General features: G+C 63.3%; 14 protein-coding genes. 4 read left to right on the top strand and 10 right to left on the bottom strand.

Translation table 11 applies throughout. The features are described 5' to 3' along the window. Positions 1–91 precede the first annotated feature (91 nt). A complete protein-coding gene (locus tag KW568_RS00840) occupies positions 92–1,438 on the top strand; it encodes a nodulation protein NfeD (protein ID WP_004576396.1) in 1,347 nt (448 codons plus the stop codon). Between the two features lie 2 nt (positions 1,439–1,440). After that, on the top strand, positions 1,441–2,196 hold the full coding sequence (locus KW568_RS00835) for a slipin family protein (protein WP_003255877.1): 756 nt from the start codon (positions 1,441–1,443) through the stop codon (positions 2,194–2,196). 45 nt (positions 2,197–2,241) lie between these two features. On the opposite strand, the gene KW568_RS00830 is transcribed toward KW568_RS00835, so the two are convergent. The 3 genes from KW568_RS00830 to KW568_RS00820 all read right to left on the bottom strand — a co-directional run bounded on the left by KW568_RS00830 (position 2,242) and on the right by KW568_RS00820 (position 5,471). Then, positions 2,242–2,874 (bottom strand): LysE family transporter, encoded by a 633-nt coding sequence (locus KW568_RS00830; RefSeq protein ID WP_003255879.1) that lies wholly within the window; start codon positions 2,872–2,874, stop codon positions 2,242–2,244. A 99-nt stretch (positions 2,875–2,973) separates the two neighbouring features. Next, entirely contained in the window at positions 2,974–3,561 is a 588-nt protein-coding gene (locus KW568_RS00825) for a mechanosensitive ion channel family protein (protein ID WP_003255880.1), read from the bottom strand. Beyond that, positions 3,561–5,471 carry an ATP-binding cassette domain-containing protein gene (locus tag KW568_RS00820; RefSeq protein ID WP_003255882.1) on the bottom strand — a complete coding sequence of 637 codons (1,911 nt, stop codon included), beginning with the start codon at positions 5,469–5,471 and terminating at the stop codon, positions 3,561–3,563. The genes KW568_RS00825 and KW568_RS00820 overlap by 1 nt, the downstream gene beginning before the upstream one ends. A gap of 50 nt (positions 5,472–5,521) precedes the next feature. On the opposite strand from KW568_RS00820, the gene KW568_RS00815 reads away from it, so the two are divergent. Next, positions 5,522–6,001, top strand: coding sequence for a TIGR02444 family protein (locus KW568_RS00815; protein WP_004576397.1), 480 nt, complete (start codon positions 5,522–5,524; stop codon positions 5,999–6,001). On the opposite strand, the gene KW568_RS00810 is transcribed toward KW568_RS00815, so the two are convergent. Then, a complete protein-coding gene (locus KW568_RS00810) occupies positions 5,980–6,996 on the bottom strand; it encodes an AlgP family protein (protein ID WP_004576398.1) in 1,017 nt (338 codons plus the stop codon). The genes KW568_RS00815 and KW568_RS00810 overlap by 22 nt on opposite strands. 178 nt (positions 6,997–7,174) lie before the next feature. On the opposite strand from KW568_RS00810, the gene KW568_RS00805 reads away from it, so the two are divergent. Then, positions 7,175–7,813 carry an FKBP-type peptidyl-prolyl cis-trans isomerase gene (locus tag KW568_RS00805; RefSeq protein WP_004576399.1) on the top strand — a complete coding sequence of 213 codons (639 nt, stop codon included), beginning with the start codon at positions 7,175–7,177 and terminating at the stop codon, positions 7,811–7,813. A gap of 8 nt (positions 7,814–7,821) precedes the next feature. On the opposite strand, the gene KW568_RS00800 is transcribed toward KW568_RS00805, so the two are convergent. From KW568_RS00800 to hemC, 6 genes are all read right to left on the bottom strand, one after another. After that, positions 7,822–8,292, bottom strand: a complete 471-nt coding sequence (locus KW568_RS00800; RefSeq protein WP_003255887.1) for an Rsd/AlgQ family anti-sigma factor — start codon at positions 8,290–8,292, stop codon at positions 7,822–7,824. A gap of 231 nt (positions 8,293–8,523) precedes the next feature. Continuing rightward, positions 8,524–9,030, bottom strand: a complete 507-nt coding sequence (locus KW568_RS00795; RefSeq protein WP_004576400.1) for a disulfide bond formation protein B — start codon at positions 9,028–9,030, stop codon at positions 8,524–8,526. A gap of 222 nt (positions 9,031–9,252) precedes the next feature. Continuing rightward, the gene (locus tag KW568_RS00790) at positions 9,253–10,491 is read right to left on the bottom strand and encodes a heme biosynthesis protein HemY (RefSeq protein ID WP_003255891.1); all 1,239 of its coding nucleotides are present in this window, start codon (positions 10,489–10,491) and stop codon (positions 9,253–9,255) included. Continuing rightward, positions 10,488–11,588, bottom strand: a complete 1,101-nt coding sequence (locus KW568_RS00785; RefSeq protein ID WP_004576401.1) for a uroporphyrinogen-III C-methyltransferase — start codon at positions 11,586–11,588, stop codon at positions 10,488–10,490. The genes KW568_RS00790 and KW568_RS00785 overlap by 4 nt, the downstream gene beginning before the upstream one ends. 45 nt (positions 11,589–11,633) lie before the next feature. Continuing rightward, positions 11,634–12,401 carry a uroporphyrinogen-III synthase gene (locus KW568_RS00780; protein ID WP_003255894.1) on the bottom strand — a complete coding sequence of 256 codons (768 nt, stop codon included), beginning with the start codon at positions 12,399–12,401 and terminating at the stop codon, positions 11,634–11,636. Beyond that, positions 12,398–13,339: a hydroxymethylbilane synthase gene (hemC, locus tag KW568_RS00775; protein ID WP_003255895.1), complete on the bottom strand. Its 942-nt coding sequence runs from the start codon at positions 13,337–13,339 to the stop codon at positions 12,398–12,400. The genes KW568_RS00780 and hemC overlap by 4 nt, the downstream gene beginning before the upstream one ends. Positions 13,340–13,397 lie beyond the last annotated feature (58 nt).

Below are 13,397 nucleotides of genomic sequence, written 5' to 3'. Positions count from 1 at the left end.
CTCCGGTTTCGCCCCCCAATTCTCAATTTTAGGCCGGGTACGGGTGGTCGGGGCTAAACTTGTGTAATACGCGCAAATGAGGTGACGACAGGTGATCGCCCGCTGCTGGCGCTGGCTGTTGCTGCTGTTGTTGCTTGGCATCACGCCAGGTGGCCAGGCAGCGCCCGGCGCGGTGTGGGTGCTGGGCATTGACGACGCCATCGGCCCGGCCAGCGCCGACTACCTGGTGCGCAGCCTCGGCCAGGCCCAGGCGCAAGGCGCGCAACTGGTGGTTATCCGCATGGATACCCCGGGCGGGCTGGACAGTGCCATGCGCCAGATGATCAAGGCGATTCTCGCCAGCTCCGTACCCGTCGCCAGCTACGTTGCCCCCAGCGGCGCCCGCGCCGCCAGCGCCGGCACCTATATTCTCTACGCCAGCCATATTGCAGCGATGGCGCCCGGGACCAACCTGGGCGCCGCCACGCCGGTGCGGATCGGCGGCGCGCCTGGCACGCCCAGTGACGACAAAGCCAAAGGCGGCGACGATGAAACCCTCGCACGCAAACAGGTCAACGACGCCGCCGCCTACATCCGTGGCCTGGCGCAGATGCGCGGCCGCAACGCCGACTGGGCGGAGAAGGCCGTGCGCGAGGCGGTCAGCCTGTCCGCCAACGAGGCCTTGCGGCTGAACGTGATCGATCAGGTGGCCGATGACCTGCCTGACCTGCTGCGCGAGCTCGACGGCAAAACGCTCCAGGTGGCCGGCCAGCCACGCCAGTTGCAGACCGCAGGCGCCAGCGTGGTCGAGCACCTGCCGGACTGGCGCACACGGGTTCTGGCGGTAATCACCAACCCCAGCGTAGCGCTGGTTCTGATCATGATCGGCGTTTACGGCCTGTTGTTCGAATTCATGAACCCCGGCTCTGCGGTGGGCGGTGTGGTCGGTGGTATCTGCCTGCTGCTGGCGCTGTATGCGCTGCAGCTATTGCCGGTGAGTTTTGCCGGGGTGGCGCTGATCCTGCTTGGCATCACCTTCATGATCGCCGAAGCCTTCTTGCCCAGTTTCGGCGTGGTCGGCTTCGGCGGCATCGTTGCCTTTGTGGTCGGCGCGTTGATCCTGATCGACACCGACGCCCCCGGTTTCGGCATCCCGCTGGCCTTGATCGGCACCTTGGCGCTGCTCTCGGCACTCCTGATCGGTGGCGTGCTGGGCATGGCCCTCAAGGCCCGCCGACGGGCACTGGTCAGCGGCGACGCCGGCCTGGTCGGCAGCCTGGTCACCGTCACCCAGGTGATGGCAAGCGACCCCTTCTGTGGTGTTGTGCTGGCTCAGGGCGAGCAATGGCAAGTGCAGTGCGCAACGCCGCTGCAAACTGGCCAGAACGTACGGGTGACCGCGCGCCATGGCGTGATGCTGGAAGTGAGCGCCGCCGCCCCAGCGACGCAAGGAGAATGACCATGTTCATGCAAGTCGGTTTCGGCGCTGTGCTGATTGTGCTGGCCATGCTGGTGCTGTCGGCATTTCGCATCCTGCGCGAATACGAGCGCGGCGTGGTGTTCCAGCTGGGGCGCTTCTGGCAGGTCAAAGGGCCGGGGCTGATCCTGTTGATCCCGGTGATCCAGCAAATGGTGCGGGTCGACCTGCGCACAGTGGTACTGGATGTGCCGCCGCAGGATGTGATCACCCGCGACAACGTTTCGGTCAAGGTCAACGCAGTGTTGTACTTTCGCGTACTCGACCCGCAGAAAGCGATCATTCAGGTTGAGGATTTTCTGGTGGCAACCAGCCAGCTGGCCCAGACGACCCTGCGTGCGGTGCTGGGCAAACACGAGCTGGATGAGCTGCTGGCAGAACGCGAGCAACTGAACCTGGACATCCGCCAGGTGCTGGATGCGCAGACGGATGCCTGGGGCATCAAGGTGGCCAACGTCGAGATCAAGCACGTTGACCTGAACGAGTCGATGGTACGCGCCATCGCCCGCCAGGCCGAGGCCGAGCGCGAACGTCGGGCCAAGGTGATTCATGCCGAGGGTGAACTGCAGGCGTCGGAGAAACTGATGCAAGCCGCACAAATGCTGAGCAAGGAGCCGGGGGCGATGCAGTTGCGCTATATGCAGACGCTGGGGACGATTGCCGGGGACAAGAGCTCGACCATCGTCTTTCCGCTGCCGATAGATCTGCTGAAGGGTTTGGTGGGCAAGGAGAAAGAGTGATGGGCCAATCGCGGGCTTGCCCGCGAATGGCCTGTATGCGGCCTGTCAGACCGGCGCGCGGCGCAAGGTCGCAAGGAAGGTGGCTGCACCAATGAACAACCCGGCAAAGGTGCGGTTCAAACGCTTCTGCTGTTTGGGTGTGCGCAACATGCGCAACACATGCGAAGCCAACCCGGTGTACCCCGCCATCACCAGCAGGTCGACCGTGACCATGGTCACGGTGATCGCCACATATTGCGGCAGCAGCGGCGCATGGGGATTGAGAAACTGCGGCAGCACCGCCAGCATGAACACCAGCGCCTTGGGGTTGCTGATGTTGACCAGGAAACCACGGAACACCAGGCTCAACGGCTTGCCGATCGGGCGCACGCCTGATTCATCGCTCATGTCCATCGGCAGGGCACGCCACTGCTTGTAGGCCAGGTACACAAGGTAGGCGACGCCAAACCACTTGATGACCTGGAACGCCGTGGCCGAGGCGGCCAGGACGGCACCGACGCCGGCGGCGATGATGGCGATCTGCATGATCAGGCCCAGCTGCAGGCCCAGGGCGTTCCAGTAACCACGCCAGAAGCCGTATTGCAGGCCGCTGGACATCGAGGCAATCGCCCCGGCACCGGGTGAAAGGCTGATCACCCAGCAGGCGGCAAAAAAGCCTAACCATACTTCCATCGACATCACACACCTCGCTCGAACATTTGTTGCAAAACGTTAAGCTAAGGTTTTGGCGAAAAAATAACCAGTGATTTCTGATGGATTTGTGGGGCCAGTGCAGGCTCAGTCCGCTTCGGCAGCTGTTTCTTTGTGCAGGGCCTGTACCTCGGCACCGCGCCAGCGCCGCACCGACTTCTGGAAGAACTGACTATTGGGCACCTGCACCAGCGCCCCGCCCGCTTCGGGCACTTCCAGCAGGGTGGTGAACAGCAGGTTGATAGCAATCACCCGGCCTTTCACGCCTGGCTTGTCGAGGGTGTCGACCAGCTCGACCACATCGCCGATGCGAAACGGCCCGACCGTGAAAATCAACACCGCGCACAACAGGTTGGACAGCACGCTCCACATGGCGAAGAAGGCCACCGCCGCTACCGCTACGAAGCCGGAAAGTGCTGTCCACAACACGGTTGCCGAAACGCCCATGCGCTCCAGCACGAACAGCAGCGCGCTGCCCATGATCAGCCAGCGCAGGCCACCGCGCACGGGCACCAGCAGCTCCGGCGGTAACGGGTAACGCTGGCCCAGGCGGCTCAGCCCGCGAGCAATGATGCGCTGCAGGACGAACGCCGCGGCCAGGATCAAGAGGATCTGCAAACCCAGCCAGAAGGTGTCCATCCATTGCCCTGGCAGCAGCGAACGCAGTTCCTCCATCAGGACAACGCCTCGAGTTCGGCCTGCATGCTTTCAAGGGTTTCCAGCGCTTCCATCCAGGCCTCTTCCAGCTCGCCTTCGCGTTGCTTGAGCTTGGTCTGGCGCGCCAGCAGGTCGCGCAACTCGTCCTTGCGCGCCGCCTCGTAAAGGCCACCATCACCCAGCGCGGTCTCGATCTCGGCCAATTGCGTGTGCACCTGGTTGAGCTCGGTTTCCAGCTTGTCGGCAGCCTTCTTGTGCGGTGCCAACTGCTGACGCAAGGCTGCGGCAGCCTGGCGCTGGGCTTTCTTGTCGGTCTTGTCCGGGTTGGCCGGTGCAGTACTGGCCGGCGCACTGCGCTGGCGGTACTCGACCAGCCAGCGGCTGTAGTCCTCCAGGTCACCGTCGAAGGTGTCGACCTTACCGTCGGCCACCAGCAGGAAGTCGTCCGTGGTGCTCTTGAGCAAATGACGGTCGTGGGACACCACCACCACTGCACCGGCAAACTCCTGCAAGGCCATGGTCAGTGCCAGACGCATTTCCAGGTCCAGGTGGTTGGTCGGTTCGTCAAGCAGCAGCAGGTTTGGCCGCTCCCAGGCAATCAGCGCGAGTGCCAGACGAGCCTTTTCGCCACCGGAGAAGTTAACCACCGGCTCGTCGCAGCGGGCACCATGGAAATCGAAGCCGCCGAGGAAGTCGCGCAGCGTCTGCTCACGCTCGGCAGGGGCGATGCGCTGCAGGTGCAGCAGCGGGCTGGCCTTGTCGTCCAGCGAGTCCAACTGGTGCTGGGCAAAGTAGCCTACAGCCAGGTTCTCGCCACGAACCAGACGGCCCGACAACGGCTCCAGTTCACCTGCAAGGTTCTTGATCAGGGTCGACTTGCCGGCGCCGTTGGGCCCGAGCAGACCAATACGAGCGCCTGGGGTGAGCTGCAGTTTGACCTTGTCGAGGATGGCCTTGTCGCCATAACCCAGGCGACCTTCGGAAAGGCTCAGCAACGGGCTGGAAATTTTCTGCGATTCACGGAAGACAAAGTCGAACGGTGAATCGACATGCGCCGCCGACAGCTCTTCCATGCGCTCCAGGGCCTTGATTCGGCTTTGCGCCTGGCGGGCCTTGGTGGCTTGCGCCTTGAAGCGGGCAATGTACTTCTCCATGTGCGCGCGCTGCGCCTGCTGCTTCTCGTAGGCCTGCTGCTGCTGCGCCAAGCGCTCGGCACGGGTGCGCTCAAAGGCGGTGTAGCCGCCTTTGTACAAGTTGAGCTTGCGTTGCTCGACGTGCAGCACATGGTCTACCACGGCATCGAGGAAGTCACGGTCGTGGGAGATCAGCAACAACGTGCCGGGGTAGCCCTTGAGCCAGTCTTCCAGCCACAGGATCGCGTCGAGGTCGAGGTGGTTGGTGGGCTCGTCGAGCAGCAACAGGTCGGACGGGCACATCAGTGCCTGGGCCAGGTTCAGGCGCATCCGCCAGCCACCAGAGAAATCGCCGACACGGCGGTCCATCTGTTCGTTGGTGAAGCCCAGCCCAGCCAGCAACTTGCGCGCACGGGCATCGGCGGTATAGCCGTCGGCGCTTTCCAGCTCACTGTGCAGGCGCGCCAGGGCGGTGCCGTCGTGGGCGTGCTCGGCCGCGGCCAGTTCGGCCTGGACCTTGCGCAGGCGCACGTCGCCGTCAAGCACATAGTCCACAGCCAGGCGGTCGAGGGTGTCGACCTCTTGGCGCATGTGGGCGATGCGCCAGTCGCCGGGCAGTTGGCAGTCACCGGCATCGGGCGACAGCTCACCGCGCAGCAAGGCGAACAGGCTGGATTTTCCGGCGCCGTTGGCGCCGATCAGGCCGGCCTTGTGACCGGCGTGCAGGGTCATCTCGGCGCCTTCTAGCAAGCGCTGCGGACCACGCTGTAAAGTGAGGTTGGATAGTCTGATCATGATGGTCGCGGAGTCTACCAGCTTCCTCGGCCCATAGCGCGAGTGGAACCATGCACACCGACCTGTGGAATTACGCACTGACCCTGTATGCCAGGCCCGGCGTGGAAGCCGCCTGCCTTGAATTGCAGGCACTGGGTGGCGATGTCTGCCTGCTGCTGTGCGCGACCTGGCTGCAAGCACGTGGTGTGGCCGTACTGGGCGAACGCGCGCAAGCACTGCAAGAACTTGCCGAGCCCTGGCAGCGTGACGTGGTCACTCCGCTACGCAGCCTGCGCCAGCAATGGCGAGCCACAGCATCGGGTGATACACAACTGGCGGCATTACGTGAGCAGGTGAAGGGGTTGGAGTTGCGGGCTGAAAAAGCCTTGCTGGAGCGCTTGCAGGAACGCTCACAACAGTGGCCCGTGGGCTCCCATGAGCCCGCGGACGACTGGCTGGCCCGGCTGGCACCGGACCAGGCTCTGCATCATGACGCGCTAGTTCAGTTGCGCGTCGCAGCGGCTACGCTTCAGGACGCCGAAGGTGCCTGAGCCGGAGTACTCACAGGTGCCGACGGTGCAGCAGCAGCCGGGCTCACCGAGTTGGTTGTGGCCGCCGGTGGTGTAGCAGGCTTGGCTTCAGCAGGCTTGGCGGCGGGTTTGGCGGCCGTGCGTGCAGGTGCCTTGGCGGCAGCTGGTTTTGCGGCCGGCTTGGCAGCAGGGGCTTTGGCAGCTCGCTTGGCCGCAGGTTTGGCGGCAGCGGTCGCCTTGGTAGCCGGTTTGGCTGCAGGCTTGGCAGCAGCGGTCGCCTTGGTAGCCGGTTTGGCTGCAGGCTTGGCGGCAGCGGTCGCCTTGGCAGCCGGTTTGGCCGCAGGTTTGGCAGCAGCGGTGGCCTTGGCAGCCGGTTTGGCCGCAGGTTTGGCGGCAGCGGTCGCCTTGGCAGCCGGTTTGGCCGCAGGCTTGGCGGCAGCGGTCGCCTTGGCAGCTGGTTTGGCCGCAGGCTTGGCGGCAGCGGTCGCCCTGGCGGCTGGTTTGGCCGCAGGCTTGGCGGCAGTGGTCGCCTTGGCCGCAGGCTTGGCGGCAGTGGTCGCCTTGGCAGCTGGTTTGGCCGCAGGCTTGGCAGTAGCGGGCTTGGTGGGTTTAGCCGCACGCAGATCAAGGGCCTTGGCTGCAGCTTCGCGTACCTTGCCTACACCCTGAGCCAGCTTGAGGCTGTCCTGAGCATCGCGTTTGAGTTGCTGAATGTAAGAGCGCGTCTGGGTTTGACGTTCCTTGAGAGACTCGAGCAGTTCTTCAAGTTCACCGATGGCTTTTTGCGCCTTGCTTTGCGCCTTGGCTTTACCTGCTTTGGCCGCGTCTTGCAGTTTCAGGCGACCGTTGTGCAGTTTTTCCTGCGCCTTGCCACGCTGCTTTTCCAACTTCGCCAGCAGTTTTTCCGCATCAGCCAGCGCTTGCGAGCAGGCCTCTTCCAAGTGTTCGAGCAAGCTGCCCGAAAGTTGCTGGAGCAGGTGTAACGGCGTACTTACTGGCTTCTTTTTGGCCGACATGGTTTACCTCCTGGCTGACGAGATTGCGGCTCATACTATGCTTCTGCTGCTACCGCCGCTAGGGCATGTTGACCGTAATGTTTACGCCGCGTTGCATGCCTGGGCAAAGTTGTTATCTTGCAGCTGCGTGAAAGTGTAGTTGCTGAATTAATCATTGCTGGTATTTGGGAGTCAGGCGTTGCCTCGATATCTTGTTTTGGGTTTATGCCTGATGGCACCCCTCGCCTTGGCCGCCAACGACGACCACGATTTGGCCTACAGCCTGGGTGCCAGCCTGGGTGAGCGCCTGCGCCAGGAGATGCCGGGCTTGCAGCTGGATGCACTGGTCGAAGGCCTGAAGCAGTCCTATCAGGGGCAACCCCTGAAACTCGACAAGGCACGCATGCAGGCGGTGCTGCAGCAGCATGAGGCCCAGGAAGGCGACGCCGCTGTGCAAAAGCTGCAGGCCGCCGAAACGCGTTTCATGGCTAATGAACGTGGGCGTTATGGGGTGCACGAACTAACGGAAGGTGTGCTGTACAGCGAATTGCAACCAGGCACAGGTGTGCAGCCGAAAGCGGGCGGCAAAGTGCAGGTGCGCTATGTGGGCAGATTGCCGGATGGCTCAGTCTTCGACCAGAACCAGACCCCCCAATGGTTCAACCTGGATTCGGTTATCGAAGGCTGGCAGGTCGCCTTGCCGAACATGCACACTGGCGCCAAGTGGCGCTTGGTAATTCCTTCAGCGCAAGCCTATGGCGCCGAGGGGGCGGGAGACCTGATTGCACCCTACACCCCCTTGGTATTCGAGATCGAACTGCTGGCGGTTGGCGACTGACGCCAACCTCAGGCCTGCACTGCACCCTCTTCTTTGTGTGCGTTGTGCAGCACTTCGATCAGGCAGTCTTCAAGCTCGAAGCGCTCATGCAACAACCCGCCCAATTTGGCCAGCTTCTCGGCAAAGCGTTCGGTGTCCTTGCACTCCCCCTTGGTGCAATGGTCATTGAAGGCCAGTGCGATCTGAGTACTGTCGTTGATCCGTGGGTTGATCTCTTCGGCCAGCTTCAGCGCCTTCTTGTCTCCGAACGCCTTGGCCTCGCTGACCAGTTGCTCGCAGACTTCGAAGTGCCACGCCGAAACGTAGTCGACCAGAAGGGCGCAAAAGTCCCCGTTGGTGTCCTTGTCGGCGAAGGCTGGCCTCACATCGCGCAGGGCGCGAAAAGCCTGCACCAGTTCCTGGCGCTCCTCCAGCCAACGGTCGATCAGCTTGTGAACCCCACCCCAGCGTTCCTGGGCGTTCTGACAACTATCGAGCATGGCGATCTCTTCCCTTCTGGGTAGATGCCGCTGCACCTCGCACCACGACCGCGCAGCACAAAGGTGACATCAGCAGGACGGCATCGAGCAGTTGTTTTTCCGGTATGCGTGCTGGGAGATTATTCCCGCGCGTGCTGCCCTTCAAGGTACGCAGCACACAAAGTTCATACAAGTGTTTAATACCCTGTTACATCACCATTGGTCGCGCTAATGGCACAACCTTGCGCCAGGTCATGTTCTTGCCAGGGTGCGGAAACGATACGCCAGCAGGCAACTCAAGGGCACCACCGCCAGCAGCAGGAAGGCTAACAGGCTCCATTCCGGCAGTGTCAGATCGAGAAAGCTCCAGGCAAGCGAACGACAATCCGGGCCACCCAGCAACAGTTGCCGTGCCGCCTCACCCCAGGATTGCTCGAACACTCGCCCGATCGGCACCGGGCATACCTCATTGACCCCCTCAGCCCCCTGCAACCAGACATGCCGTGCTGCCAGCAATGCGCCGGCCAACGAGCAGCCCAGCACCAGGCGAGCATAACGAAGGATGCCCCGCGTGCCCGGCGCCTGCAGCACGGCTGCGAAGCACAGCAGCGCGTACACGCCAAGCAGCAACCGTTGGCTGAGGCACAACGGGCACGGCATCAGCCCCACTGTGTTTTCCAGACGGAAAGACGCAACCAGTACCGCCAGTGCAACCAGGCAGGCAGGAAGAAAAAAGGTGCGCAAACGGGCCGGCAGCATGGGCGGTGAAGGTCCCGGGGAAAAAGTAGTGGCTTGAAACGGTAGAGGAAAGACACGCTTTGTTTCAAGGCACGACAGCAACGACAAGTCACTGAATCGCGTAGGAAATTTCCAGATATGCCGTAGGAGGCGACTGAAGAAATAGACTTCAGATCAAACTGACAGCGAAAGATAAATTACCTGCCCCCAAAGCCCGCACCTTTGCGCGGGCCTTGGGGTAGGTCAGGCGCGCACGCCTTCTGGCAAAGGCAGCGCCAGCAGGCGCTCGTCCAGCAGGCCAAGGCCCTCCTGGAACAGCTGGTTGCTGCGCTCCGTCTCGCCCAGCCCCGCGAGCAGGCGAGCCAGCTCTGCACAGGCCTCGGGGTTGCGCTCCATGCGCAGGCTGCTTTCAAGGTAGTCACGCGCCTTGCCCCACAAGCGGTTTTGCAGGCTCAGACGGCCCAGGGTCAGCAGCAGGCTGGCGTCTTGCGGGTGAGCCTTGAGCCAACCTTCAGCGGTTTGCAACTGACGTACCGGGTCATCACCACGCACCAGCCCGTAAAGGCGGGCCAGATGGCTTTCGTAGTCGCGCTTGAGGGCTGTGCGCAGCACCTGTTCGGCCTCGTTCTGGGCACCTACCTGGCGCAATTGCTCGGCGTACGCCAGCACCAGTTGCGGCTCCTGGCGCTGGGCTGCGGTCAACTGCTGCCAGGCACGCTCCAAGGATTGGCGTGCACTGTGCGCATCTTCGCCACGGGTGGTCGCCAGGCTCAGGTTCTGGCCCCAGGCGCGTTGTTCCAGAGCAGCCAGCTCTGCGGCCGGCAGCACCTTGCCCTTGCGCAGGTCGGGCATCAGGCGGATCAGTGCAGACCAGTCGCCGCGCTCCACGTAAAGGCGTTGCAGCAAGCGCAGCACCTGGCCGTTGTGCGGGTGGCGTTCCTGCATGGCCAGCAGGGTTTCCAGGGCTCCATCGTTTTCGCCACGGTCCATTTGCAACTGGGCATGGGTCAGGGCAATGGCCAGCTCGGCTTGCGGCTGGCGCTCCAGGGCACGCTCCAGCAGGTTGTCGCTGTCTTCGGTGCGGCCTTGCTCGTTGGCGGCACGCGCGGCACCGAGGTAGTACAGCAACGGCTGGCGCTCAGCCTCGGCGGCACGGTGCAAGTGCCGTTGGGCACTGGCCCAGCGGCCCTCGGCAAGATCGAGCTGGCCCTGTTCGATCGCCAGGCGGATACGTCGGCTGCGGTTACGCCGTGACCACGGGTTGACCACACCACTGGAAGTCAGCACCAGGCCGACCAGATAGCGCAGCAACCACAGCAGCAGGACGACCGCCAAAATACCCGCCAAGGCAGCCCACAGCCCCGACTGATAACGGAAGCCACCATAGGAAATCAGTACATAGCCGCTGTGCTTGGCGACCGCGATGCCCAGTGCCGCAGCAACCACGATCGCAAGCACGGCCAACAGGTAGACACGCTTCATGGCTTGCCCCCTTCAGCCTCGGCCGGCAGGTGACGGCGCTGAATATAGGCCTGCACTGCCGCCAGGCTTTCACTAAGGTCAGGGGTAACCACCGACACCGGCTGATCGGCCAACGCATTGAGGCTGTCGAGCATGGCCTTGCTTTGCGGGTTGTCTGCATTGAAGTTGGCCAGCAGTACGCTGCGGGCGTCGTCCAGCGCCTGCGTGTAAACCTTGGCCTCACCATTGAGCGCCGCCCACTGGGCCTGCTCGATAGTCAGGCTCAGGGCCAGGCGCAGCTGGTTCAGTTGCTGCCCGGCCAGCAACGGACGCACGTTTTCATCAGCGTTGAAGTCGATCTGGAAGTACTTGGATATTTCTGCCCACCACTGCGACAGCCTGCTGGCACCATCACCGTCGGCGGTCAGGGCGCCAAGCGCATCGGCGTTACTGTCAAACTCGGGGGACTGGGCGCTCAACTGCTGTACCAGCTCACGCTGCGCAGCCAGTTTCAAGAACAGGCCAGTACGGTCCGGTTGCTGAGTGCTGTTGAGCGTGGCCAGGCTGCGTGCCAGTTGCTCGCGGGCGGCGAAGGCACCCGGGTCGCTCTGCTCGCGCAGGATCTCGTCGGCGCCTTCGACCAGGGCTTTGGCACTGGTGATGTCCTGCAACGCGGAAAGGCGCAGGGTAGCCAAGCGCAGGAGGTGCTCGGCTTCGGCCAGGCGCCACTCTTTGCGGCTTTCTCCCAGCACGGTTTCCAGGCGCTGACTGAGCCGCTGCTGGTCGCCCTGCAGTTGGGCTACCAAACGCCGGCGGTCTTCCAGCTCGCTGGCGGCTGGCAGACTGGCGAGTTGCGCACTGATCTGCTGTTCACGTTGCTGCAACGCCTCGGCGCGCTGGGTCAGCGCCTCGATGTGCTGGCCCTGGTTGAACTCACTGCCCTGCAGTTGACGCACCTGCCAGACACCCCAGCCACCTACCGCCACCCCGGCCGCACCCAGCAGCAAGGCCAACGCTGCCAGGCCACTGCCGGAGCGCTTGGCAGGTGGGGTGGTAACGGGTTCCGCAGGCGCCTGTGCCGACGGTTGATCGTTATTGGACAAGACAGTCTCGCTCACGTATCCATCCTTTGCATGGGGGCGCACCGCATTCAGCTTAGCGCCTTAAGAGGCAGGTGCAGCGCTACGCTGCACGGCTGCCAGCAAGGCCGTGGCACTGGCGCCACGGCAATCCACAACCTGTTGGGCCCCGGCGGCCTTGGCCTGCTCGGCGACCCGCGGGCTGGGCACGAACAGCGGCAACTGGGCCAGCCGCAGCCAATCGGCACCGGCCATCTGCTGCAAATGTTCAAAACCCTGCCCACTGCTGACCACCAGGCCATTGAGGCGTTCCGCTTCAATGCGGCGCATCAGCGTACCCGCCGGGTAGGCCGGCAGGCAGCGACGATACAGTTCCAGATATTCGACACTAGCACCTTGCTCTGCAAGACGCTCTGCCAGCAGTTCGCGACCTCCGACGCCGCGAACGATCAAGACACGCGGTGCCGGCTCGGTAAGTGCCTGGCGCAGGGCCGGCAATGCCAGCAAGGCTTCGCTGTCATCGCCACGCGGCGGAAAGCTTACCTCCAGCCCTGCACCCTGCAGCACCCCAGCGGTTGCCTCACCTACGGTGAACCAGCCTCGCTGCGGAGGCTGGATGCTGGTCTCGGCCAGATGCTCGAGCAACAGCCGGGCGGCCGGCTTGCTGACCACAATGATCGCCTGGAAGTCATGCAAGCCCTCCAGCGACAGTCGCTGTGGGGCTTGCACGGTAATAGGTTCAATTTCCAGCAGTGGCAGGCAACTGCTACCCACGCCCGCTGCCGCCAGGCTTTGCGCCAGCGCCGCGCAGTCCTCGGCAGGCCGGGTCAGCAACAGGCGCCATTGGCTCACGGGTGACCGGCCTCGCCGTAGACTTCCTTCAGAATGGCCTCGGCGCCCTGCCCCAGCAGGTCTTCGGCCACCTGTACGCCCAGGGCCTCGGCAGCGGCACGGGGTGCACGGGCATCGGCCACCAGCAAGGTCCCGCCGCTAGGCTGGCCGACCAGGCCACGCAGCCACAGCTGGTCACCTTCAAGGACCGCGTAGCAGGCGATCGGGACTTGGCAGCCACCATTCAGGCGTTTGTTCAGGGCGCGCTCGGCGATCACCCGGTCAGCGGTGTCGACATGGTGCAGTGGCGCCAGCAGTGCATGGATCTCAACGTCGGCACTGCGGCACTCGATGCCCACCGCGCCCTGACCACCTGCCGGCAGGCTGTCATCGACGCTGATGGTGGAGGTGATGCGGTCCTCGAAGCCCAGACGGATCAGGCCCGCCGCGGCGAGAATGATGGCGTCGTACTCGCCGGCATCCAGCTTCGCCAGGCGGGTGTTGACGTTGCCGCGCAGAAAACGGATTTGCAGGTCTGGGCGGCGCGCCAGTAACTGGGCCTGACGGCGCAGGCTTGAGGTACCGACGATACTGCCGGCGGGCAGCGCTTCGAGGCTGTCAAAGGTATTGGAAACGAAGGCATCACGCGGGTCTTCACGCTCGCAGATGCAGTACAGGCCCAGGCCCTCGGGGAAGTCCATGGGCACGTCTTTCATCGAGTGCACGGCGATGTCGGCTTCGTTGTCCAACAGCGCGGTTTCCAGTTCCTTGACGAACAGCCCCTTGCCGCCGATTTTTGCCAGCGGCGCGTCGAGCAACTTGTCACCGCGGCTGACCATGGGCACCAAGGTCACCTGCAGACCGGTGTGGGCCTGCTCGAGGCGGGCCTTGACGTATTCGGCCTGCCACAGGGCCAAAGCACTTTTACGGGTGGCAATGCGGATTTCGCGAGTGGACATGAAACGCCCCGATCCAGAGAAATACCGCCGATCATAACAGCATCGCCGGTATCGCTTG

This window comes from Pseudomonas sp. HD6515, assembly GCF_024971855.1.
GTDB classification, from domain to species: domain Bacteria; phylum Pseudomonadota; class Gammaproteobacteria; order Pseudomonadales; family Pseudomonadaceae; genus Aquipseudomonas; species Aquipseudomonas alloputida.
This window is presented reverse-complemented; position numbering and strand designations above follow the sequence as displayed.